Origin of the sequence: Streptomyces sp. NPDC008238, from assembly GCF_042956445.1 — a bacterium.
In the GTDB taxonomy this organism is placed as follows: Bacteria; Actinomycetota; Actinomycetes; order Streptomycetales; family Streptomycetaceae; genus Actinacidiphila.
This window is the reverse complement of the sequence record NZ_JBIBGK010000004.1, coordinates 1-22,640: the sequence shown is the minus strand read 5'-3', so window position 1 is coordinate 22,640 and position 22,640 is coordinate 1. Positions and strand designations below refer to the sequence as shown.

The 22,640-nt window shown below is 73.0% G+C and carries 22 protein-coding genes; 15 read left to right on the top strand and 7 right to left on the bottom strand.

Going from position 1 to position 22,640, the window contains the following annotated elements; translation table 11 throughout:
- The first annotated feature begins 30 nt into the window (after positions 1–30).
- The 3 genes from ACFZAU_RS12415 (at position 31) to ACFZAU_RS12405 (ending at position 2,579) form a co-directional block, all read left to right on the top strand.
- Positions 31–606 carry a TerD family protein gene (locus ACFZAU_RS12415; RefSeq protein ID WP_431966316.1) on the top strand — a complete coding sequence of 192 codons (576 nt, stop codon included), beginning with the start codon at positions 31–33 and terminating at the stop codon, positions 604–606.
- A 16-nt stretch (positions 607–622) separates the two neighbouring features.
- Complete coding sequence (locus ACFZAU_RS12410; RefSeq protein WP_500552103.1) at positions 623–1,765, top strand: DUF475 domain-containing protein; 1,143 nt, start codon at positions 623–625, stop codon at positions 1,763–1,765.
- Positions 1,766–1,847: 82 nt separating this feature from the next.
- Positions 1,848–2,579, top strand: a complete 732-nt coding sequence (locus ACFZAU_RS12405) for a TerD family protein (protein ID WP_500462881.1) — start codon at positions 1,848–1,850, stop codon at positions 2,577–2,579.
- Between the two features lie 25 nt (positions 2,580–2,604).
- Here ACFZAU_RS12405 and ACFZAU_RS12400 read toward each other — a convergent pair whose 3' ends face one another.
- Positions 2,605–3,573, bottom strand: a complete 969-nt coding sequence (locus ACFZAU_RS12400) for a TerD family protein (protein WP_500552102.1) — start codon at positions 3,571–3,573, stop codon at positions 2,605–2,607.
- Positions 3,574–3,799: 226 nt separating this feature from the next.
- Between ACFZAU_RS12400 and ACFZAU_RS12395 the strand changes: the two genes are divergently transcribed.
- From ACFZAU_RS12395 to ACFZAU_RS12385, 3 genes are read left to right on the top strand one after another with little or no spacing between them, the layout of a single operon-like run.
- Entirely contained in the window at positions 3,800–4,966 is a 1,167-nt protein-coding gene (locus tag ACFZAU_RS12395) for an HpcH/HpaI aldolase/citrate lyase family protein (protein ID WP_500552101.1), read from the top strand.
- A gap of 32 nt (positions 4,967–4,998) precedes the next feature.
- Entirely contained in the window at positions 4,999–7,425 is a 2,427-nt protein-coding gene (locus tag ACFZAU_RS12390) for a phosphoribosyltransferase (protein ID WP_500552100.1), read from the top strand.
- On the top strand, positions 7,422–8,249 hold the full coding sequence (locus tag ACFZAU_RS12385; RefSeq protein ID WP_500552099.1) for an HAD family hydrolase: 828 nt from the start codon (positions 7,422–7,424) through the stop codon (positions 8,247–8,249). The genes ACFZAU_RS12390 and ACFZAU_RS12385 overlap by 4 nt, the downstream gene beginning before the upstream one ends.
- On the opposite strand, the gene ACFZAU_RS12380 is transcribed toward ACFZAU_RS12385, so the two are convergent.
- Entirely contained in the window at positions 8,230–8,874 is a 645-nt protein-coding gene (locus ACFZAU_RS12380; RefSeq protein ID WP_500552098.1) for a nucleoside/nucleotide kinase family protein, read from the bottom strand. The two genes, ACFZAU_RS12385 and ACFZAU_RS12380, sit on opposite strands and share 20 nt — an antisense overlap.
- 22 nt (positions 8,875–8,896) lie before the next feature.
- Between ACFZAU_RS12380 and ACFZAU_RS12375 the strand changes: the two genes are divergently transcribed.
- Entirely contained in the window at positions 8,897–9,556 is a 660-nt protein-coding gene (locus ACFZAU_RS12375) for an O-methyltransferase (RefSeq protein WP_500552097.1), read from the top strand.
- A gap of 20 nt (positions 9,557–9,576) precedes the next feature.
- Complete coding sequence (locus ACFZAU_RS12370) at positions 9,577–9,801, top strand: FmdB family zinc ribbon protein (RefSeq protein WP_499598650.1); 225 nt, start codon at positions 9,577–9,579, stop codon at positions 9,799–9,801.
- Between the two features lie 692 nt (positions 9,802–10,493).
- Here ACFZAU_RS12370 and ACFZAU_RS12365 read toward each other — a convergent pair.
- The 3 genes from ACFZAU_RS12365 to ACFZAU_RS12355 all read right to left on the bottom strand — a co-directional run bounded on the left by ACFZAU_RS12365 (position 10,494) and on the right by ACFZAU_RS12355 (position 14,214).
- Positions 10,494–11,738 (bottom strand): hypothetical protein, encoded by a 1,245-nt coding sequence (locus tag ACFZAU_RS12365; RefSeq protein ID WP_500552096.1) that lies wholly within the window; start codon positions 11,736–11,738, stop codon positions 10,494–10,496.
- A gap of 90 nt (positions 11,739–11,828) precedes the next feature.
- Complete coding sequence (locus ACFZAU_RS12360; protein WP_500552095.1) at positions 11,829–12,596, bottom strand: DUF4097 family beta strand repeat-containing protein; 768 nt, start codon at positions 12,594–12,596, stop codon at positions 11,829–11,831.
- 196 nt (positions 12,597–12,792) lie between these two features.
- Positions 12,793–14,214, bottom strand: coding sequence for a family 2B encapsulin nanocompartment shell protein (locus tag ACFZAU_RS12355; protein WP_499598645.1), 1,422 nt, complete (start codon positions 14,212–14,214; stop codon positions 12,793–12,795).
- A 488-nt stretch (positions 14,215–14,702) separates the two neighbouring features.
- On the opposite strand from ACFZAU_RS12355, the gene ACFZAU_RS12350 reads away from it, so the two are divergent.
- Entirely contained in the window at positions 14,703–15,374 is a 672-nt protein-coding gene (locus ACFZAU_RS12350; protein WP_499598644.1) for a DedA family protein, read from the top strand.
- 129 nt (positions 15,375–15,503) lie between these two features.
- A complete protein-coding gene (locus tag ACFZAU_RS12345) occupies positions 15,504–16,181 on the top strand; it encodes a hypothetical protein (RefSeq protein WP_500552094.1) in 678 nt (225 codons plus the stop codon).
- 30 nt (positions 16,182–16,211) lie between these two features.
- Here the strand turns inward: ACFZAU_RS12345 and ACFZAU_RS12340 are convergent, their stop codons facing one another.
- The gene (locus ACFZAU_RS12340) at positions 16,212–16,478 is read right to left on the bottom strand and encodes a DUF2087 domain-containing protein (protein WP_499598640.1); all 267 of its coding nucleotides are present in this window, start codon (positions 16,476–16,478) and stop codon (positions 16,212–16,214) included.
- 175 nt (positions 16,479–16,653) lie between these two features.
- Here ACFZAU_RS12340 and ACFZAU_RS12335 point away from each other — a divergent pair, with 175 nt between their 5' ends.
- Positions 16,654–16,983 (top strand): antibiotic biosynthesis monooxygenase family protein, encoded by a 330-nt coding sequence (locus ACFZAU_RS12335; protein ID WP_500462892.1) that lies wholly within the window; start codon positions 16,654–16,656, stop codon positions 16,981–16,983.
- Positions 16,984–17,075: 92 nt separating this feature from the next.
- The gene (locus tag ACFZAU_RS12330; protein WP_500552093.1) at positions 17,076–17,582 is read left to right on the top strand and encodes a hypothetical protein; all 507 of its coding nucleotides are present in this window, start codon (positions 17,076–17,078) and stop codon (positions 17,580–17,582) included.
- A 13-nt stretch (positions 17,583–17,595) separates the two neighbouring features.
- Here the strand turns inward: ACFZAU_RS12330 and ACFZAU_RS12325 are convergent, their stop codons facing one another.
- The gene (locus ACFZAU_RS12325; protein WP_500552092.1) at positions 17,596–19,641 is read right to left on the bottom strand and encodes an MDR family MFS transporter; all 2,046 of its coding nucleotides are present in this window, start codon (positions 19,639–19,641) and stop codon (positions 17,596–17,598) included.
- Between the two features lie 187 nt (positions 19,642–19,828).
- Here ACFZAU_RS12325 and ACFZAU_RS12320 point away from each other — a divergent pair, with 187 nt between their 5' ends.
- From ACFZAU_RS12320 to ACFZAU_RS12310, 3 genes are all read left to right on the top strand, one after another.
- Positions 19,829–20,815: a peptidoglycan-binding domain-containing protein gene (locus ACFZAU_RS12320; RefSeq protein WP_500552091.1), complete on the top strand. Its 987-nt coding sequence runs from the start codon at positions 19,829–19,831 to the stop codon at positions 20,813–20,815.
- Between the two features lie 159 nt (positions 20,816–20,974).
- Positions 20,975–21,508, top strand: a complete 534-nt coding sequence (locus ACFZAU_RS12315; RefSeq protein WP_500552316.1) for a hypothetical protein — start codon at positions 20,975–20,977, stop codon at positions 21,506–21,508.
- A 169-nt stretch (positions 21,509–21,677) separates the two neighbouring features.
- On the top strand, positions 21,678–22,340 hold the full coding sequence (locus ACFZAU_RS12310; RefSeq protein ID WP_499598620.1) for an HAD-IA family hydrolase: 663 nt from the start codon (positions 21,678–21,680) through the stop codon (positions 22,338–22,340).
- The last annotated feature ends 300 nt before the right edge of the window (positions 22,341–22,640 follow it).

Genomic DNA, 22,640 nt, shown 5'->3' with positions numbered 1-22,640 from the left:
CCGCGAGCCCCCGCGGGGGAGGAGAACAGCATGGGCGTGACGCTCGCCAAGGGGGGCAACGTCTCCCTCACCAAGGCCGCACCCAACCTGACCAGCGTGCTGATCGGGCTCGGCTGGGACGCGCGCTCCACCACCGGGGCGCCCTTCGACCTGGACGCCAGCGCCCTGCTGTGCGCCTCGGGCCGGGTGCTCGGCGACGAGTACTTCGTCTTCTACAACAACCTCAAGAGCCCGGAGGGCTCGGTCGAGCACACCGGCGACAACCTGACCGGTGACGGCGACGGCGATGACGAGGTCCTGCTGGTGGACCTGTCCGCCGTGCCCGAGCGGGTCGACAAGATCGTCTTCCCGGTCTCCATCTACGACGCCGACGCCCGGGGCCAGACCTTCGGCCAGGTCAGCAATGCCTTCATCCGGGTGGTCAACCAGACCGACCAGAGCGAACTGGCGCGCTACGACCTCTCCGAGGACGCCTCGAGCGAAACAGCGATGATCTTCGGTGAGCTCTACAGGTACGGCGGCGAATGGAAGTTCCGAGCCGTTGGCCAGGGGTATGCATCAGGGCTCCGGGGCATCGCCCTAGACTTTGGGGTCAACGTTTCGTAAAGGGATTGGATATCCAGTGCTCCTCCGAACTTTCGGCTGGTCGTTCGGTGTCACCGCCGCCGGCCTCGCCCTCGCCGGTTATCTGTGGGGTGCGGAGGGGCTTGCCCTCGTCGCCATCCTGTCGGTGCTGGAGATCTCGCTCTCCTTCGACAACGCGGTGATCAACGCCGGCATCCTGCGGAAGATGAATGCCTTCTGGCAGAAGATCTTCCTCACCATCGGCATTCTGATCGCCGTCTTCGGCATGCGCCTCGTGTTCCCGATCATCATCGTGTCGATCACGGCGAAGCTCGGGCCCATCGAGGCCATCGACCTGGCGATCAACAACAAGGAACAGTACGAGCACCTCGTCACCTCCGCGCACCCGGCGATCGCCGCGTTCGGCGGGATGTTCCTGTTGATGATCTTCCTCGACTTCATCTTCGAGGAGCGTGAGCACAAGTGGCTCGCCTGGCTGGAGAAGCCCCTCTCCAAGCTCGGCAAGCTCGACACGCTCTCCGTCGTCGTCGCCCTGGTCGCCCTGCTGATCACCGCCACCACCCTCGCCACCGCCGTCCCGCACGGCGGCGGCGACAAGTCCTCCACGGTGCTGCTCTCCGGCATCGGCGGCCTCATCACCTACCTCGTCGTCGGCGGCATCTCGAGCTACTTCGAGGACAAGCTGGAGGACGAGGCCGAGGAGGCCGACGAGGAACTCGAGGAGATCAGCTCGGGCGGGAAGCCGGCCGGCAGCGGCGCCTCGGCCGTGGGCCTGGCCGGCAAGGCGGCGTTCTTCCTCTTCCTCTACCTCGAGGTCATCGACGCGTCGTTCTCCTTCGACGGCGTCATCGGCGCCTTCGCGATCTCCAACGACATCTTCATCATCGCCCTCGGCCTCGGCATCGGTGCGATGTACATCCGGTCGCTGACCGTCTACCTGGTCCGCAAGGGCACCCTGGACGACTACGTCTACCTGGAGCACGGCGCGCACTACGCGATCGGCGCGCTGGCCATCATCCTCCTGGTGACGATCAAGTTCGAGATCAACGAGGTCATCACCGGCCTCATCGGCGTCGTCCTGATCGGCGCGTCCTACTGGTCGTCGGTGGTGCGAAACCGCCGTCTCGGGGAAAGCTCCGAGCAGCGGGACGACAAGACGGAGGTGACGAGCGGGGTCTGACCCCCGGCTCGTCACGACAATCGGTTCACGCCGCCCCCCGCCGACCGGTGGGGGGCGGCCTGCGTGCAGGGGACGGACGGACATGTGGAACTTCCTGCGGCCGAGCGGCGGCTTCAACGCGCAGTTCGACATGGCGAACGCGCACACCATCGAGCTCACCAAGCGGCACCAGGTCGTCTCGCTGTCCAAGCAGGGCGCGGCCGTCGGCAACCTGCGCATCAACCTGTCCTGGCAGATGCGCACCTCCGACACCGGCGGCTGGAACCAGCGCAGCGGCTCCTGGCTGAGCCGGCAGATGCACCTGTTCAAGCCGGAGCCCGTGCAGGCCGCCGGCCCCGCGATGGTCAACGTCGACCTCGACCTGGCGTGCATGTACGAGCTGGCCGACGGCACCAAGGGCGTGGTCCAGCCGCTCGGCAACTTCCTCGGCGACCTCGACGCCCCGCCGTACATCCAGATGACCGGCGACGACCGCTTCGGCGGCTCGTCCGGCGAGACGCTCTACATCAACCTCGACAAGCACGAAGAGTTCAGGCGCATGCTCGTGTTCGTCTACATCTACGACGGCACGCCCGCCTTCGACCGCACCCACGCCAAGGTGGAGATCTTCCCCAGTTCGGGCCCGCGGATCGAGATCCTGCTGGACGAGCGCGAACCGCAGGCCCGCTCCTGCGCCGTGGTGCTCATCGAGAACAGGAAGGGCGACCTGACCGTGCGCCGCGAGGTGAAGTACGTCTACGGCTTCCAGGCCGAGCTCGACCGGCTCTACGGCTGGGGCCTGCAGTGGGGCCGCGGCTACAAGACCAAGGTCTGAGCGCGCGGCCCCGTGCCGGGCCCGCTCAGCGGCGTTCCTGGAACTGCGGGCCCATCGGCGGCAGCCGGAACCCCTGGACCGGCTGCGGGTAGCCGTACGCGGGACCGGGGGCCGCGGAGGTCGGCGCGGGCTGCTCCTGCGGGTAGCCGTACGCCGGGGCGGCGGCCACGGTCGGCTGGGGTTCCTGCGGGTACCCGTACGCCGGGGCCGCGGCCACGGTCGGCTGGGGTTCCTGCGGGTACCCGTACGCCGGGGCCGCGGCCACCGTGGGCTGGGGCTCCTGCGGGTAGCCGTAGGCGGGCGGCGCGCTGGGCTGCGGGGGCACCTGGGCCGGGGCCTGCAGGGTGTACGCGTCCGGCTCCCCGGTCACGGCGACGGTCGGCGGCACGGGCTGCGGCACCGCGGCCGCCTCGCCCTCCGGCCGCGGCGGCGGCGCCTCGTCGAGGTCGCCCTCCTCCACGGTGATGCCGAACTCGGTGGCCAGCGCCTCCAGCCCCGCCGCGTAGCCCTGCCCGAGCGCGCGGAACTTCCAGCCGCCCGACCGGCGGTACAGCTCGCCGCAGATCAGGGCCGACTCGTCGCCGGTGTCCGGGACGACGTCGAAGAGCGCCAGCGGCTCGGCGTCGGCGCCGCCTGCCGTGTCGTACAGCAGCACCGTCAGGTCGGAGACCAGGGCGAAGGGGCCGCCGTCCGAGGAGGCCGCGACGACCACCCGGTCCACGCCCTCCTCCAGCGCGGACAGGTCGACCTCGATCGCGTCCGTCAGGCCGGCCGGCTCGCTGCGCTTGGGCAGGTGCCGGGCGGCGCCCCCCGGGTGCCGGGGCTGGTTGTAGAAGATGAAGTCCTCGTCCGAGCGCACCCGGCCGTCCGCACCCAGCAGCAGCGCCGAGGCGTCGACGTCCGGCACACCCGCCCCCGGGCTCCAGCGGAGCACCGCCCGCACCCCCGAGGCCGTCACCGGGATGTTGGAGCCCTTCACCATCGCCTGCGTCATGCGCGTAATCCTGCCCTCCCGGGGGCCGTGGCCACAACGCGGGGCGTGTGACGGGTGCGGCGCGGGGGAGAGATGCGGACAGGCCGACACGTTCCGGACCCGCGGGGGTTACCTGATTTTCACGTACGCCGGGAACGTCCGCAGGGGGCTCACACGTACGATAATCGGCCACGGCGTCGGGGGACGCTTCCCACCACACCATCCACCACCTGCCACGGGGGAACGCATGCGCCACTTCGGGCACCTCGCGCCGGACGTACGGAACGAGCTCTTCCACCGGGAGCCCGCGGAGTTCACCGCGGCCTCGTCGGCCGGCACGCTCGCCGTCGCCCTCGGCGCCACCCTCTACTGCCCGGCCACCCGGTCGCGGCTCGCCGACGACGTGCTCAAGCAGGCCGCGCGCGGGGTCGTCTCGATGGTGCTGTGCCTGGAGGACTCCATCGACGACGGCGACGTCGAGGCCGCGGAGGAGAACCTGGTCCGCCAGTTCGGCGAACTGTCCCACCGGATCCCGGACGGCGACCCCCCGCTGCTCTTCATCCGCGTCCGCACCCCCGGCCAGATCACCGACCTCGTCCGCCGGCTCGGCGACCACGCGTCCCTGCTCTCCGGGTTCGTGCTCCCCAAGTTCACCGAGGAGTCCGGGGTCCCCTTCCTGGAGGCCCTCGCAGCCGCCGAGGCGCACAGCGGACGGCGGCTGTTCGCGATGCCGGTCCTGGAGTCCCCGCAGCTGCTCCACCTGGAGACCCGCACCGAGACGCTGTACGGCATCTCCCGCACCGTCGACAAGTACCGCGACCGGGTCCTCGCACTGCGGCTGGGCGTCACCGACTTCTGCTCCGCCTACGGGCTGCGCCGCTCGCCCGACATGACCGCCTACGACGTCCGCATCGTCGCCTCGATCATCGCCGACGTCGTCAACGTCCTCGGGCGCGCCGACGGCACCGGCTTCACCATCACCGGACCGGTCTGGGAGTACTTCAAGCACTCCGAGCGCATGTTCAAGCCACTGCTGCGGCAGAGCCCCTTCGTCCCCGCGGCCGTCGACCTGCGCGAGGCCCTCATCCAGCGCGACATGGACGGGCTGCTGCGCGAGATCGAACTGGACCGGACGAACGGCCTGCAGGGCAAGACCTGCATCCACCCCTCGCACGTCCAGCCCGTGCACGCGCTCAGCGTCGTCTCCCACGAGGAGTGGAGCGACGCCGTCGACATACTCCACGAGGACCGCAGCGGCGGGGGCGTGCTGCGCTCGGCCTACACGAACAAGATGAACGAGGTGAAGCCGCACCGCGCCTGGGCCGAGCGCACCGTGCGGCGCGCCGAGGTCTTCGGCGTGGCGCGGGAGGAGATCGGCTTCGTCGAACTGCTCTCCGCGTGTGTGCCGTCGTGACCGACCACAGCGAGAGGGAGAGTGCCGAGCGCATGGCAGTCGAGCACGTCTGGTCCGGGCAGTGGGTCGCCGACCGCCTCGGCGTCACCCTGCGGGGAGAGGGGCTGAGCGGTCTGCTCGGCCTCGCCCTGCGCCGCAACCCCAAGCGGGCGCACCTGCTCGTCTCCAACGTGCTGGGCAAGCACGTGCCGCAGCGCCCGCGGGTGGTCTACGACGCCGGGTACGGGCTCGGCGTGCGCGTGCGGGAGCTGCTGGGCGAGGACGAGGCGGCCCGCGCCGTGGTGCTCGGCTACGCCGAGACCGCGACCGGCCTCGGGCACGCCGTGGCCGACGGCGTCGGCACCGCCCCGTACCTGCACTCCACGCGGCGCCCGGTCGCCGGGGTCGAGCCGGTCGGCGGCTTCGAGGAGGAGCACAGCCACGCCACCTCGCACCTGCTGCTGCCCGAGGACGCCGGCCTGCTGTCCGGGGACGGGCCGCTGGTGCTGGTCGACGACGAGTTCTCCACCGGCCGGACGGTGCTCAACACGGTGCGGGCGCTGCACGCCCGCTACCCGCGCCGCCGCTACGTCGTGGTCGCCCTGGTCGACATGCGCTCGGAGGCCGACCGCGTACTCCTCGACCGCTTCGCGGCCGACCTGGGCGCGGGCGTCGACGTCCTCGCCCTGGCCTCGGGCACGGTCGGCCTCCCCGAAGGCGTGCTGGAGCGGGGCCAGGCCCTGGTCGCCGCCCATGCCGCCGCCGAGCCCGCCCGCCGGGCCGCGGCCGCGGCCGCGGTGCCGCACCGGGTGCGGCTGGACTGGCCCGCCGGGCTGCCCGACGGCGGCCGGCACGGCTTCACGCCCGTGCACCGCGCACGGCTGGAGGCGGCGCTGCCCTCGATGGCGGCAGGCCTGGCGGAGGACCTGCGCGTCCTCGGCGGCAACCCGGCCCGGCGCGTCCTCGTGCTCGGCAACGAGGAGCTGATGTACGCCCCGCTGCGGCTGGCGCAGGCCCTGCAGGACGCCCTGCCCGCCGCGGAGGTGCGGTTCTCCACGACGACCCGCTCGCCGGTCCTGGCCGTGGACGACCCGGGGTACGCGATACGCACCCGGATCACCTTCCCCGACCACGACGGGCCCGCCGACGGCCCCGGCGAGCGCTACGCGTACAACGTGGCGGGCGCGGGCTTCGACACCGTCGTCGCCGTCGTGGACAGCGCGGGCGACACGCCCGCCCTGCACGCCCCCGGAGGGCTGCTCGCGCAGCTCGCCGCCCACACCGAAAGGCTCCTGCTGGCCGTGGTGCCCTCGTACGAACCCCGCCCGCCCGCCCCCACGCTCCCGGAGCCGCTGCGCGGACCCGCGTTCTCCTCGTACGCCGCCGACGAGGTCGGCTGGCTGCTGAAGGACCTCTCCGACGTCGAGCTGGAGGCGCCCACCGAGGAGCGCGAGGAGGCCATCCAGAGCGGTGGGGCGCACTACGCCGAGTCGCTGCCAGTTGAGTACCAGCCCAGCGCGGAGTACCAGGAGCTGTTCCGGTCCGCGCTGGCGGACTCCGCCGGCCGGATCGCCCGCGCCGTCGGCGCCGTGACCGAGCTGGTGCTCGCCGAACGCGGCCCGGACGCCGTCCTGGTGTCGCTGGCCCGCGCGGGCACCCCGGTCGGCGTGCTGATGCGCCGCTGGGCCCGGCACGCGCACGGCCTGGACCTCCCGCACTACGCCGTGTCCATCGTCCGCGGCCGCGGCATCGACACCACCGCCCTGCGCTGGCTGGCCGGACACCACGACCCCGCCCGTGCGGTGTTCGTCGACGGCTGGACCGGCAAGGGCGCCATCACCCGCGAACTGGCCGACGCCGTGGCCCCGTTCGGGGGCTTCGACCCGGAGATCGCGGTGCTCGCCGACCCCGGCTCGTGCGTCCGCACCTTCGGCACCCGCGACGACTTCCTCATCCCGTCCGCGTGCCTGAACTCCACCGTCTCCGGCCTGGTCTCGCGCACCGTGCTGCGCTCCGACCTGATCGGCCCCGACGAGTTCCACGGCGCCAAGTTCTACCGCGAGCTGGTCGGCTCGGACGTCTCCGGCCTCTTCCTGGACGAGGTGTCGGCCCGCTTCGCCGCCGTGACCGACGAGGTCGCCCGCGACGTCAAGGAACTCCGGGCCGGCGACCGCACGCCCACCTGGGAGGGCTGGAAGGCCGTCGAGCGGATCAGCGAGGAGTACGGGATCGGGGACGTCAACCTGGTCAAGCCCGGCGTCGGCGAGACCACCCGGGTGCTGCTGCGCCGCGTGCCCTGGCGGGTCCTCGCCCGGCGCGGCGCGGGAGGCGACCTGGCGCACATCCGGCTGCTCGCCGAGCAGCGCGGCGTCCCGGTGGAGGAGGTGGACGACCTGCCGTACTCCTGCGTCGGGCTGATCCACCCGCGCTTCACCCGGGGCGCGACCGGAACGGACGGCAAGGCGGTGGAGGCCAAGTGAAGCAACGCCCGGAGATCGTGAAGTCCCTCGCCGCCAGCGACCTGGACCGCACCCTCATCTACTCGCCCTCGGCCCTGGCCCTGTCCATGGCCGACGAGGAGGCACCGCGGCTGCTGTGCGTCGAGGTGCACGAGGGCCGGCCGCTGTCCTTCATGACCGAGAACGCCGCCGCGCTGATCCAGCGGCTCGCCGCCGCCGCCGAGTTCGTCCCGGCGACGACCCGCACCCGCAAGCAGTACCGGCGCATCAACCTGCCGGGCCCGGTGCCGCGGTACGCGATCTGCGCCAACGGCGGGCACCTCCTGGTCAAGGGCCACACCGACCACGACTGGAACGCCGAGATGCGCCGGCGCCTCGCCGAGGGCTGCGCGCCGCTGGAGGAGGTCCGCGCCTACCTGGCCCGCACCGCGGACGGGTCCTGGCTGCGCAAGGAGCGCGTCGCCGAGGACCTGTTCGTCTACCTGGTCGTGGAGCGGTCGCTGCTGCCCGAGCTCTGGGTGAAGGACCTCGCCGAATGGGCCGAGGAGCGCGGCTGGACGGTCTCGCTGCAGGGCCGCAAGGTCTACGCCGTCCCCAAGCCCCTCACCAAGTCAGCGGCCCTGGCCGAGGTCGTCCGCCGCACCGGCGCCGATCACGTGCTCGCCGCGGGCGACTCCCTGCTCGACGCGGACCTGCTGCTCGCCGCCCACACCGCCTGGCGGCCCGGCCACGGCGAACTCGCCGACACCGGCTGGGGGGCGCCGCACGTCGACGCGCTGACCCTGCCGGGCGTCGCGGCGGGGGAGGAGATCCTGCGCCGGATGCTCAGCGTGGCGCGCCGCTGACCCCGTCCGGCCGCACGACCCGCGTGCACGCGCTGCGCGTCGCCTCGACGCGCAGCGCGTTCGGCCGTTCGCTGGCCTCGATGAAGGCCCGGGCCTCCGACTCGGTGCGACCGCCCGTCAGATGCCGTTCCAGCAGGCGCTCCTCGCGGACCGCCGGGTCGGCCTCGACGAACCACAGCTCGTCCAGCAGGTCCCTGACCTCGTGCCAGCCGGCGGCGTCGTCGGCCAGGTAGTTCCCCTCCGTCACGACCAGCCGGGCCTCGGGCGGCACGGCGATCCCCGCCGCGACCGGCTCGTCCAGCGCCCGGTCGAAGTCCGGCGCGTAGACGGTACGGCCCCGCCACGAGCGCAGCCGCCGCAGCAGGTGGACGTAGCCGTCCACGTCGAAGGTCTCCGGCGCGCCCTTGCGGCCGCGCAGCCCGAGCCGGTACAGCTGGGCGTTGGAGAGGTGGAAGCCGTCCATCGGCACGTAGGCCGCGGTGCCCGCGCCGAGCCGCGCGTCGACCCCCTCCACCAGCGAACGGGCCAGCGTCGACTTGCCCGCCGCGGGCGCACCCGTCAGCCCCAGCAGAACCCGCCTGCCTGGCATGCTGGGCACCAGGGCGAGGACGTCATCCACGTACATGCCGCCACCTTAAGGAGCAGCCGTGCACGAGACCAAGAACCCGCAGCTCACGCCCGAACTGTACGAGTACGTCCTGCAGCACAACCCGCCCCTGGACCCGGTCCAGGAGGAACTGGTGGAGATCACGCGCGCCCGCTTCGGTGACGCGGCCGCCATGCAGTCGGCGCGCGAGCAGGGCCCGCTGCTGGCCTTCCTGGTACGGCTGACCGGCGCGCGGCAGGTCGTCGAGGTCGGCACCTTCACCGGCTTCTCGGCGCTGTCCATGGCGCAGGCGCTGCCCGCGGACGGGCGGCTCATCGCCTGCGACGTCTCCGAGGAGTGGACCGCGGTCGCCCGTGAGGCCTGGGCCAAGGCCGGTGTCGCCGACCGCGTGGACCTGCGGATCGCGCCCGCGCTGGACACGCTGCGCGCCCTGCCCGGCGATCCGTGGATCGACTTCGTCTACCTCGACGCCGACAAGGACAACTACCTCAACTACTGGGAGGAACTGGTGCCGCGGGTGCGGCCCGGCGGGATCGTCGCCGCCGACAACACGCTCTACCACGGGCGGGTCGTGGACCCGCACGCCACGGGTGGCACGGCGGGGATCCAGGCCTTCAACGACCGCGTCGCGTCCGACGGGCGCGTCGAGGCGCTGCTGCTGACCGTGGCGGACGGGCTGACCCTGGCGCGCAAGCTGTGAGCCGTGGTTAATCTGTGCCCATGCCCCGTTACGAGTACCGCTGCCGCTCCTGCGGCACCACGTTCGAGCTGAGCCGGCCGATGGCCGAGTCCTCCGCACCGGCGGAGTGCCCCGCCGGGCACGACGACACCGTCAAGCTCCTGTCGACGGTCGCGGTGGGCGGCACCGCCTCCGCGTCCGCCGCGGCGGCCCCCCGCCCGGCCGCGGGCGGCGGCGGGTGCTGCGGCGGAGGGTGCTGCGGCTGAGGCGGAGGCTGAGGCTGACTGATGGCGGTGCCGTCCCCGCTCGTTCGGCTGTCGCGCCGTCTCGCGCCCTTCGGGCGCACAGCGGCGGGCTGCGGAGGGGAGGGTGGGGTCCCTGCCTTCTTTGCGGTGTGCGGCCCGGTGGGCGGTTGGGGTTCCGGCGCCGGAGCGGGGCTGGTTGTTCGTCCGGCTCGGGTCTCGTTGCCGTCCGCGGGTATGGATGGCCGGTGACCACGCCCACCGTTCGTGGGTGGCGCGCCCGCCGTAACCGGCGTCTGCGGGTGCTTCCCCGATCCGAGGATCGGGCTCTGTTTCGACGTCCATGCCGCTGAAAGCGAGCCCGATCTCCGTCCGCGCAAAGATCGGGCCCTCTTCCGACGTCCATACCGTCGAAAGCGGGCCCGATCTCCCGCCGACCCTCGGCAGCACCCCGAAATACCCGCAGACGCAGGTGACGGCGGGCGCGCCCACCACCGGCAGTAGGCGTGGCAACCGGCCATCTGTACCCGCGGACGGCAACGAAACCGGAACCCGACGAACAACCCACCCCGCTCCGGCGCCTGAACCCGCACCACCCACCCACCCGCACACCGCGGACAAGACCGGGCCCTCCACCCTCCCCTCCGCAGCCGGCATCATTGCGCCCGCAGGGCGCGAGACGGCGGGAGAGCCGAACGGCACGCGGCCGGGGTGCGCTACGGGCGTCCCGAGGCGCGGTCCTCGCGGATGGCGGTGACTACCCGCGCCGCCGCGTCGCGTACCGCCGCCGTCTCCATGAGGAAGTGCCACCAGTCGGGGTGCCGGCCCTGGAGGCCCTCGACGGCGCGGTCGAGCCGGGCCACGGCCTCGTCGAGCGGGCGCGCGTGCCGCTGCTCCGGTGTCGTACGGCCCTGCATGGCGAGCCGCTGGGCGTCCCGGACGGCGAACCGGGTCCGCTCGATCTCGCCCTGCGGGTCCTTGCTGACCTCGTTGAGCCGGCGCAGCCGGTCACCGGCCGCGGACACCGCCGCGTCGGCGTCGTCGAGCAGCGCCCGTACCGTGCCGAGCAGGGCCGTCGCGTCCGGCCAGCGCTGCTCGTCCCGGGCCTTCGTCGCCTCCGAGAGCTTCTGCTCCGCACGGCCGACGGCCTCCGTCGCCCGCTCCGGCACGTGCTGCAGGTCCTGCCAGCACGCCATGCTGAAGCGGCGGCGCAGCTCGCTGAGGACCGGATCGACGCCCTCCGTGCGGGTGGCCAGGGCCTGCGTGCGGGTGCGCAGCGACACGATCCGCTTGTCGATCTCGCGGGCCCGCTCGGGCAGCCGCTCGGCCTCCGCGCGGATCGCCTCGGCCGTGCGCAGCACCTCGTCGGCCCGCCGGATCGTCTCCTGGACGCCGTGCGTCCCGGCGCCCTGGTTGAGCTTGGTCAGCTCCGGGCCCAGGGCGGCCAGCCGGGCCGCGAGGTCGTCCGCGCGCAGGCCCGAGGCCCGTACCGCGTCCAGTGCGTTGGACGCGCCGAGCAGGGCCTGCCGGGCCCGTTCGACGGCCGGAGCCAGCCGGGCGAGCTGGGTCTCGGCCTTGTCCAGCAGCGGGCCGAGCCCCCGGGCGAAGGCGTCCAGGTCCTGCCTGGCCCGGACCAGGTCGTCCTTCGCCTTGGTGAGCTCGGTGCGGGCGCGGGCCGCGGTGGCGGCCTCCAACTCGTCGCGGTCCAGGTCGTAGGCGTCGACCGCCGCGATGTAGGCGGCGCTGACCTGGTCGATGCGCTCGCCCAGCGAGCGGAAGTCCTCGCTCGCGCGCCGCGCGGCGGGGGAGCTGTCGACCGCGGTGATGGTCTCTATGGAGATCACCAGGTCGCGCTGGGCGGTGTCCAGCTCGTAGAACGCCTCGGCGGCGGCGTCCTTCGCGGCCTGGGCGTCGGCGCGCAGGTTGTCGCCGCGCCGCCACCACGAGCGTGCCGTCGTCACAGTCGCCCTCTCCCGCAGGTCCGCCGCCGGTGGTTGTCCGCTCCAGTCTCCCACCTGGCTGGGACGAATACACGGGTCGGGCGGTTGCGGTCAGCGGCCGGCTTCCGTGACGCTCACCGAGCCGTCGCCCGTACGGACCGTCACGACGTGGCCGCTGCTCTCGTCGCGGGGAACGTCGACGCTGACGTGCCCGTCGCCGGAGCGCGCCGAGACCTTGTAGCTCTGGTGGGGCAGCGCCACGCTGACCCGGCCGTCGCCGCTCGTCGCCTCGACGAGGTCGGGCACCTCGTCGAAGGCCAGCTTCACCGAGCCGTCGGAGGTGTGTGCGCTCACCTCGCGGGAGCCGATGCCGTCGGCGTCGATCCGGCCGTCGCCACTGGACAGCCGCAGGGGGCCGGTCACGTCCCGGACGACGACCGAGCCGTCGCCCGTGCTGAGCTCCAGCGGGGTGCTGAAGCCGCTCGCCTCCACGCTGCCGTCGCCGTTGACCACCGTCAGGCGTACCCCGCGCGGCACCAGGACCTCGTGCCGCACCGAGCAGTTCTGCGCCACGCCCTGGCACTTGGTGCGGAAGCTGAGGGTGTGCCCGCGCATCGACCAGGTGGCCTTCGGGGTGTCCCCGAACACGGCCCACCCGTCGAACCAGCGGGTGACCTGGACCTCGTCCACGTCGGCCGGTTTCACCACGACCCTGCTGTCGGAGGAGTCGATGGTCAGCTCGTTCCCGTCGAGCGCGAAGCTCTTGCGCTCCGGCTCGCTGTCGTCGGAGGCGTTCGCGCAGGCGGACGCCGTACCGATCAGCGCCACGACGCCCGCGGCGGCGGCGATGGTCCTCAACGTGCGGGTGCTCTTCGTCATACCCAGGACGCTACGGAGCGCCCGTTCTGCCCGGAATCAGGACGCCCACCGGAAGCGGGGTGGGGAAAACCCCCGCCCCGTCCGGGGGTTCCGCGGGCGGCGGCCGTGCCCGTGGCGGACGGTGCGGCCGGCCGGGGCCGTTCCGCCGCGCCACGGGCACGCGCCGTCGTTCCCGCGGGCCGCGCGGGCGCCGGGGCTACTCCCCGGCCCGCGCGATCTCGACGTTCTCCAGGACGCCGAGGGCGTCGGGGACGAGGACGGCGGCCGAATAGTAGGTGCTGACGAGATAGGAGATGATCGCCTTCTCGTCGATTCCCATGAAACGCACCGAGAGGCCCGGTTCGAACTCGTCCGGGATTCCCGTCTGGTGGAGGCCGATCACACCCTGGTTGTCCTCGCCGGTGCGCATCACCAGGATCGAGGTGGTGTTCTCCCGGGAAATCGGGATCTTGTTGCAGGGGAGGATCGGGATTCCGCGCCACGACGGGATGTGGTGGCCGTGGAAATCGACGGTGTGCGGCACGAGACCGCGGCTGTTGAATTCCCTTCCGATGGCCGCGATGGCCCGCGGATGGGCCAGCAGGTACTGGGCGTTGCGGCGCCGGCTGATCAGCTCGTCGAGGTCGTCCGGGGTGGGCGGGCCGGAGTGCGTGGTGATGCGCTGCCGGTAGTCCGCGTTGTGCAGCAGGCCGAACTCCCGGTTGTTGACGAGTTCGTGCTCCTGCCGTTCGCGCAGCGCCTCGATGGTCAGCTTCACCTGCTGCTCGACCTGGTTGTAGGGCTGGTTGTACAGGTCGGCGACGCGGGTGTGGACCTTCAGCACGGTCTGGGCGACGCTCAGCTCGTACTCGCGCGGGGCGAGGTCGTAGTCCACGAAGGTGCCGGGCAGGTCGGGTTCCCCGACGTGGCCGGAGGCCAGTTCGATGGCCTTCTCGCCGTACTTGTTCTGTGCCTGCTGGGTTCCGGTGACGAAGCCCGCGACGTGCTCGCGCAGTCCGTCGGCCTGCTGCATGACGGACTGGAAGGCCTGGCGCGGCAGGGCGAGCGCGGTGACCGGGGTGGCCGCCCTCGCGGTGTAGTCCCAGGTGCTCTCGGGGCCGGCCAGGCCCTCGGAGCCGAAGTGATCGCCGTCGGCGATGCTGCCGATCACGCCCTGGCCGTCCCACTTGGCCGGGGCCAGCTTGTTGATCCTGCCGTGGGCGACGAGGAAGACGTGGTCGGCCGGCTCCCCGGCGGCCACGATCGTGTCGCCGGGCGCGTACTCCCGCTGCTCGAACTGCCCGGCGAGGGCGGTGAGCACCGCGTCCTCGGTGAAGCCCCGCAGCAGCGGCAGTTCGCCGAGTTCCGCCGGGATCACCCGGACCTCGGAGCCGGTCTGGACGAAGTCCACCCTCCCGTCTCCCACCGAGTAGCTGAGCCGCCGGTTGACCCGGTAGGCGCCGCCGGCGGCCTCGACCCACGGCAGCACCCTCAGCAGCCACCGTGACGTGATTCCCTGCATCTGTGGCGCGGATTTGGTGGTCGTCGCCAAATTCCGCGCCGCAGCGGTGCTCAGACTCCGCTGAGACTGGCCGTTCCCCGTCGCCGCCTCCGACGCGACACCCGGCTCAACCGTCATGGATGGTCCTTCCCTTGCGGCCTGATGGCCCACGCGCACAAAGGCGTGGTTAAGACAAACAATTCACGGTGGAACGAGGTTTGTTGTGCGGTGGTCCCCCTGCCTTCGGGCGCTTTCCTCCCGGTAACTACCCACCGGGTGGAGCACCCTGCACTCACTCATTCGGGTGAGCGCGCCCGGACGTACGCGTGTGCGACCGCTCGCGCAGGTCGGCAGGGTGTGAATGTGTGGCATGTCCATGATGCGCACGGGAAGGTGAGTGGAACATCTCGTTCCGGGGACGTTTCGTCGCCCCTCCCGGTTAATCGCGTGCTATTCCCGATGCCCACCATCGAAGATGAGGAAAACGTCACGCGCCCCCGAGGGGATCACCTGAGCATGGCTGGCGTACGCTGTACGGCTGAGAGCGGGTCGCAGGAGAACCGCTTCTGCGCGACACCGCCTCACACCCCGGAGGCGCCGCGCACTCGCCAGGAGAGGAGGACGCGGTGTTCGTCGGAGCAGGTTCCCTGTTCGATTCACCGTGGATCTACGCCCTGGTAGCCGCCTCCATCGTGCTCGACGTCTTCCTGCCGGTGATGCCGAGCGGCGTCCTGCTCATCTCGGCCGCCACGGCCGGCACCGCCGCCGGCGGCAGCAACGACCTCCTCGACGTGCTCGCCCTGCTGCTCTGCGCGGCCGCGGCCTCCACCCTCGGCGACCTCGCCGCGTACCGCCTGGCCTGGCGCGGCGGCAACTGGATCGACCACCGCGTGGCGCACTCCCGCCGGCTCTCCACCGCCCAGGAGATCCTCGGCGCGGTCCTGTCCCGCGGCGGCGGCGCGCTCGTCGTGCTCGCCCGCTTCGCCCCGGCCGGCCGCTCCGTCGTCAGCCTCAGCGCGGGCGCCGCGCACCGCCGCATACGCGAGTTCCTGCCCTGGTCCGCGCTGGCCGGACTGGCCTGGGCCGCGTACAGCGTGGGCCTGGGCTACGCGGGCGGCCAGTGGCTCGGCGCGGGCTGGCTCGGCACCGCCACCTCCGCCGTCGCCCTGCTCGGCTCCGGCTCCCTCGCCGCGTACGTCTTCCGCCGCGAGCGCCGCGCCCACGCGGTCGTCCCCGTGACGCTGCCCGCGCAGGTCGCGGCCTCGCCCGAGCGGGCCGCCGTCGCCGAGGCCCGCTGACCCGTACCGGCTCGGCCCCGGACGCGCCCCGGGTGGTCTCCGCCGGTGGGCGGCCCACCACGAGGCGTGACAGCATCGGTACGGACATCCACCGGTCTGGGGGGCCCACGGACGGATCGGAGACCCCCGATGCGACTCGGACCGCTCACCGGCCTGGCGGCCGTGATCCTGGCCGCCGTCTCCTACGCGCTCCAGGGGGCCACCCCGGGCATCGGCAGTTCCGGAGTCGCGGTCAGGGCGTTCTACCTCAGCCACGACACCAGGCAGGGCGTCGGCCTCTACCTGCTGCTCGTCGCCGGGCTCTTCCTGGCGTTCTTCGCCGGCTACCTGCGGCACGTCCTGGCCGCGTCCGACCGCACCGGCTGGCTGCCCCAGGTCGCCTTCGCCGGCGGCATCCTGGCCGCCCTCGGCTTCTGGATCAGCGCCGGGCTCACCCTCAGCCTCATCGAGGCCAGCGACCGGCCACTGGTCGGCGGCGGCGCCCTCCAGGCGCTCAACGCCCTCGGCAGCGACCTGTTCATGCCCATCCTGGCCGGGATCGGCGTCATGCTGCTCGGGGCGGGACTGGCCGTCTCCCGCAGTGCCGCCGGCGCGCTGCCGCACTGGCTGGGATGGGCGGCCTTCGTCCTGGGCGTGCTGATGTTCATCCCGTTCGCCGGCTTCATCGGCCTCGGGCTCGCCGGGCTCTGGGTCATCGCCGTGTGCGTGCTGCTGCTGGCCCCTGGGCGCCCGCAGCCCTCCGCCGGCGCCCCCGGTCCGGACGGCCCCGCCGGTCCGGGTCAGCCACGCAACGGCGCCCCCCGCTGACGCGCCCGGCTCCCGCGCCGCGGCGGGGGGTCAGCGCTTCCTACGGTACGCGGCCCCGTCCGCGGAGCGCTCCAGCCAGCCGCCCTCGACCAGGTAGCGGCGCAGGGCCGCGCAGTCGTCGTGCACCGTCCGCAGCGCCTCGTTGACCTCGCGCTCGTGGTAGTCCCGGCCCGGCAGGAAGAGGGTCTCGGTCAGGTGCCGCAGCAACTGCTCACGCCGCGCCGCCCGGCGCGGAACGACCGTCAGCCGCCCCTGCGAGAACAGGGCCGACACCGCATGCGCACCACTCTCGGACACCGCACACTCCTCCGGGATCAGGACGACTACTCCGTCGCGTACTCGTCGCGCAGCGTCCCACGCCTCACCGGCCGCGGCACGCGATTTTCCCTCCCGTCGCCGCGTGGGCACGCCCGGCACGTGGTGCGCGGCCCGGCGGGCCGGTGACGGGCGTGCGCTGAGGCAGGATGGACGCATGAGCGTCGTCAAGATCAACGTACTGACCGTCCCGGCCGAGCAGCGCGAGGTGCTGGAGCAGCGGTTCGCCTCGAGGGCGGGCGCCGTCGAGAGTTCGGACGGCTTCGAGTGGTTCGAGTTGCTGCGCCCGGTCGAGGGCACCGACCAGTACCTCGTGTACACGCGCTGGCGCAGCGAGGAGGACTTCCGCAACTGGATGTCCGGTCCGATGCAGGCCGCGCACCGCGAGGGCGGCGGCGAGGGCGGCGAGCGCCCCAGGCCGGCCGCCACCGGGTCCACGGTGTGGTCCTTCGAGGTCGTCCAGCAGGCCGCGCCGAAGCAGGCCTGAGCCCGCGCGGCGCCCCGTCCTGCGGGGCGCCGCCCAGCCGGCCCCGGGAAACCGCCTTGCCGTCCGCGATCACCGGACGTCAGGCTGTGACCATGGACAGGCCGCTGCTCTTCCTCGACGTCGACGGCCCGCTCAACCCGTACGCGGCCAAGCGCACCCGGCGACCCGAGGGCTACACCACGCTGCGGGTCCCGGTGCCCGGCGTCTCCGCACGTCCGCTGCGGGTGTGGCTCAACCCCGCGCACGGCGAGGCGCTGCTCGGGCTGGGCTTCGAACTGTGCTGGGCCACCACGTGGATGGCGGAGGCCAACCACTGGATCGGCCCGGTCGTCGGTCTGCCCGAACTGCCGTACGTCGACTTCGGCGCCGCGCTGTTCGCGCACCGCCCCGACCTCGTCCATTGGAAGACCGAGGCACTGGTGGCGTACGCCGCCGGACGGCGTTTCGCCTGGGTCGACGACGAACAGAGCCCGGCCGACACGGACTGGGTCGCCGCCCACCACCCCGGCACGGCCCTGCTGCACCACGTCGACCCGCGCGTCGGGCTGCGCGAGCCGGACTTCACCGCGCTGGCCGCCTTCGCCGCGCTCGCGCCGTGACCGTCCCGCCCGCTCACGCCGCCGGGCGGTGGGGGCCGGGCCGGTCCTGGTCCTGGCCGCAGAGCTCGGTGGTGAGCCGGGTGAGCAGGGCCGCCAGGTCGGCGTGGTGTTCCGGGTCCCAGTCGCCGAGGAGTTCGGCCAGCACCTTGCGGCGGGCCTCGGTGAGCAGGGCCACGACCTCCTGACCGCGTTCGGTGAGGTACAGCGGGTTGCCGCGGCGCGCGGCGTAGCGGTGTTCCTCGATCTCGAAGGCGGCGGCCTCGATGACGTCGTAGGGCACGGTGGTCTGCACGGCGAGGTCGACAGGATCGGCGGAGCCGGTGCGGGCGATGTACAGCAGCAGCCAGCCGGAGGCGGGCTGGAGGCCGAGGCCGGTCAGGTCGGTGATCCTTACGTACAGGTCGCGGCGGGCCTCCCGGCTGCCGAGCACGCTCAGGCCGCGGGCGATCTCGTCGAGGGAGGAGCGGTCGACGGGGTTGGCGCCGATCGTCTCGCTCGCGTCGGGCACGGTGACGGTGCGCCGCAGCGGCTGCTCCTTGAGGAACCAGGCCACGACGAAGGCCAGCGCGCAGACCGGCACCGCCCACAGGAAGACGCTGGTGATGGCGGTGGAGTACGCGTGCAGCACCGGGTCGCGCAGGGACGCCGGGAGTTGCCGTACGCCGCGCGGATCGGACTGGACCATGGCCGGGTCGAAGCCGGGCGGCAGGGCGAGACCGCTGAGGGCGGCGGTGATCTCGCGGGCCAGGTTGGTCGCGAAGATCGTGCCGAAGATGGAGACGCCGAAGGCCGCGCCGATGGAGCGGAAGAAGGTGGCACCGGAGGTGGCGGCGCCCAGGTCGGCGTAGCCCACCGCGTTCTGCACGGCGAGGATCAGCACCTGCATGACCAGGCCGAGCCCCAGGCCGAAGACGAGCAGGTAGCTGCTGAGCGCCCAGACCGCGGTGGTCTCGTCGAGCCGGTGCAGCAGGAACAGCCCGAGGATCGTGACGGCGGTCCCGGCGATCGGGAAGACCTTGTAGTGGCCGGTGCGGGAGACGATCTGGCCCGAGGCGGTGGAGGCCACCAGCATGCCCACCACCATGGGGATCATGTGCACGCCCGACCAGGTCGGCGAGTAGCCGTGGACGACCTGGAGGAAGGTCGGCAGGAAGGTCAGCGAGCCGAACATGGCGAAGCCGATGACGAACGAGATCACCGAGCACAGCCAGAAGGTGCGGATGCGGAACAGCCGCAGCGGCAGCACCGGTTCCTCCGCCCGCCGCTCGACGAGGACGAAGGCCCCGGCCAGCAGCACGCCCAGCACCGCCAGCCCGATGACCTGCCAGGAGCCCCAGGCCCAGGTCGTACCGCCCAGTGAGGTCATCAGCACCAGGCAGGTCGCCGCGGCCGCCACCAGCACCATGCCGCCGTAGTCGATGCGGTGCGTGGTCCGCCGGACCGGGATGTGGAGCACGGTGGCGATGACGGCGAGCGCGACGATGCCCAGGGGGAGGTTGACGTAGAAGACCCAGCGCCAGCTGAGGGTGTCCACGAACAGCCCGCCCAGCAGCGGCCCGAGCACGCTGCTCGCGCCGAACACTGCCCCGAACACGCCCTGGTAGCGCCCCCGGTCGCGCGGCGGCACGATGTCGCCCACGATCGCCATCGACAGCACGATCAGCCCGCCGCCGCCCAGGCCCTGCAGCGCGCGGAAGGCGATGAGCTCGCCCATGCTCCGGGACAGGCCGCACAGCGCGGAGCCGATCAGGAAGATCACGATGACGGACTGGAAGAGCTTCTTCCGCCCGTACATGTCGCCGAGCTTGCCCCACAGCGGGGTGGCGGCGGTGGAGGCCAGCAGGTAGGCGGTGACCACCCAGGAGAGGTGCTTCAGCCCGCCCAGGTCGCTGACGATCGTCGGCAGCGCGGTGGAGACGATCGTCTGGTCGAGGGCGGCGAGCAGGAGGCCGAGGGCGAGCGCGCCGATCGCGATGTACACCGCGCGCCTGTCGGTCACTTCGGCCGGGCCGTCCCCCGCGGCCCGCCCCGCCGGGGCAGTGGTGTCGTCCTGCGCCATAGGGACTCGTTCCCCTCGGGCACCGGGGCTCCGGTACCGCGTTCACGTCACTTCTTCATAAATATTCACACCCTTTCCACGAGATTGGCTCCGTTTGTACGACCGGAGGGGCCGGAGGCGCCTGGGCACCGGGGCCGCGCGGTCTGCATAATCACTGCGTCTGTCAGGGGATGGGGAGGGGGCGCCGGTGGCGTCTGACAAGCCGGGGTCACCGGCTTCGCAGGAGGAGCACGAGTACGAGTCCCTCCGGGTGCGGCCGTACGTGCCGGGACCCGAGGGCTACGCGGACGCGGAGGAGGCCGTCCCGGCCGCCGTCGCGGCGGGGGCCGCCGAGGCCTTCCCGTCGCACGACGCGGGCCCGCCGACGGCACCCCTGCCGCCCGTGCCGCCGGAGGGGGCCGGCGGGGCGGCCGGGCAGGAGGAGGACACCGACCTCATCGACCTCGGCACGGTCTCCTCGGACCGGCTGCCGGTGCCGGTGGCCACCACGTCCCGCGAGCTGGTGCCCCATCCCTCCCGCGCCGAGGGCAGGCGCCGCGCCGGGGCGCACCGCCGCCGTCGGGGCGCGCTCGTCGCCGGTGCGGGCATCGCGGCCGTCGGCCTCGCCGTCGGCGCGGTCTTCCTCACCGCCCAGCTGACCGGCGTGCCGGACCGCACCGAGGCGGCCCCCGACCAGGGCGTGTCCGAGCCGGCGGTCGAACTGCCGTCCTCCGCGCGGCCCTCGGCCTCCGTCTCGCGCTCGGCCTCGCCCAGCGTCACCCCCTCCACGCTCGCCTCGGCGAGCGCCTCGGCCTCGGCCACGACCGGCGCGCCGACGCCCAGCGCGACCGCGTCCCGGCCGACGGCCTCCGCGAGCGGTCAGGTCTCCCAGGCCCCCAGTTCCGCGCCGCCGCCGGCCGCGCCCGTGACGCTGCAGCGCGGCGACACCGGCCCGGCCGTGGTGGACCTGCAGAACCGCCTCAAGGCGATGCGGCTCTACTACGGTCCCGCCGACGGCGACTACAGCCGCAAGGTCGGCGACGCCGTGTCCCGCTTCCAGTTCTTCTACGGGGTCAAGGGCGACCCGCAGGGCGTCTACGGGCCCAACACCCGGGCCGCCCTGGAGGCGAAGACCGGCTCCACGCAGGACCCGGACCCCGACGGGGACGACGGGAACGGACACGGCCGGGACTGACCGGCCGCCGCGTTCCGCACGACGACGCCCGCCCCGGTTCGCACCCGGTTCCGCGGCGGGCGCCGCCGTGTCCGGCCCGCGGGGGCGCTCGGGCAGGATGGGGGCGTGGCGATCGACGACTTCGGGCCGAGGGGCTTCCAGCTCGTACTGCTGCGGCGCATGGCCGACCACCGGCCCGAACTGGTGGAGGAGGCGCTGCGCACGCTCGGGGCGAGCCGTGGCGAGATGCGGGAGGCGAACCGCCGCTGGCAGGCCTGGGGGCACGCCAAGGGCTTCCCGCGCGGCGAACGCCGCTACCGGACGGTGCTCGGGCCGCCCGAGACGGTGCTCCGGCGCCAGGTGGGCGACCTGACCTGCCCCGCGCTGCTGTGGCCGGTCCCGCTGTGGCCGACCCTGCGGTACGAGGTGCTGTGCGCTCCGGGCGGCGGGGCGGTCTGGAACGAGTGGCTGGTCCGCGCGCCGGGGGAGCGGGGGCCGCGGCTGTCGGGCCTCGCCGACCTCGCGCCCTGGTCCTGCACCGTCGACGAGGTGGCCCGGGCCTTCCCGCCCGCGCGGCCCCTGGAGGGCGACGCCCCCACCCGCTGGCGGCTGCAGTTCACCGACCCGCAGGCCCCGCCCGGCGCGGCGCCCCGGACCGCGGGCTTCACCCACGGGCTGCTGCAGTACGTGGACGGGGCGGACGCCACGCGGTGACCCGCGTCGCGCGCTGGAGGGGCGCGGCCGGCCCGCGAGCCGGACACGCCGGCGGGCACCCCCCTGGCGGAACCGCCGCACGGTTTTGTATCGTGTAGGAACAAAGTGGTTCCGCCCGTTTCCCCTGACCGGCGGGCGGGCCACTTGCTTGTCCGTCCGAGGGAGTTCCATGCTGTCGCCGTCCACCGTCGTCCCCGCCCGCGCCCTTCTGCTGGACATGGACGGCACGCTGGTCAACTCCGATGCCGTGGTCGAGCGCTGCTGGCGCCGGTGGGCCGCGACGCACGGGCTCGACGGCGACGCCGTGATGAAGGTCGTCCACGGCCGCCAGGGCCACGCCACGATGGCGGTGCTGCTCCCGGACCGCCCGATGGCGGAGAACCACGCCGACAACGCCCGCATGCTCGCGGAGGAGACCGCCGACGTCGACGGCGTCGTCCCGGTCGAGGGCGCCCCGGCGTTCATGGCGGCGCTGCAGGGCCGCCCGCACGCCCTGGTGACCTCCGCGGACGAGGCCCTCGCCCGGGCCCGCATGGGCGCCGCCCGGCTCCCGATGCCCGAGGTCATGGTCACCGCGGAGAGCGTCAGCGCCAGCAAGCCCGACCCGGAGGGCTTCCTCAAGGGCGCCGCCGAGCTGGGCTTCGGCCCCGAGGACTGCGTGGTCTTCGAGGACTCCGAGGTCGGCATCGCGGCCGCCAAGGCCGCCGGGATGCGGGTGGTCGGCGTGGGCCCCCGCGCGGCGGCCCACGGGCCGACGGTTCACGTCGACCACCTCGCGCAGGTGCGCGTCGAGGCCGCGGCGGACGGGACGCTTCTGCTCCACATCGGCTAGGCATGAGTGCGGGGCGGTTGTCGTGTGCGGCGCCGTTGTGGTTGCTGTTGGGTTTCTCCCCCACCCGCCCGCCCTCCCCCAGCCTTCGGCCGGGGGGACCCCCAGAACGCTCGCGGTTTACGTCTACATCCTTGGGCACCGCACTTAACCGCTCGTCTCCCCCAGCCTTCGGCCAGGGGGCGCACCCCGCCACACCCCCTCCCGTCGTGTGGGCGCACAACGGCCGGTGGGGGGTCGGATAGGCAGGTGCGATCACCCCGGACGGCATTTGGCACCCCCACAGGTCTTCAGCGCACAGGC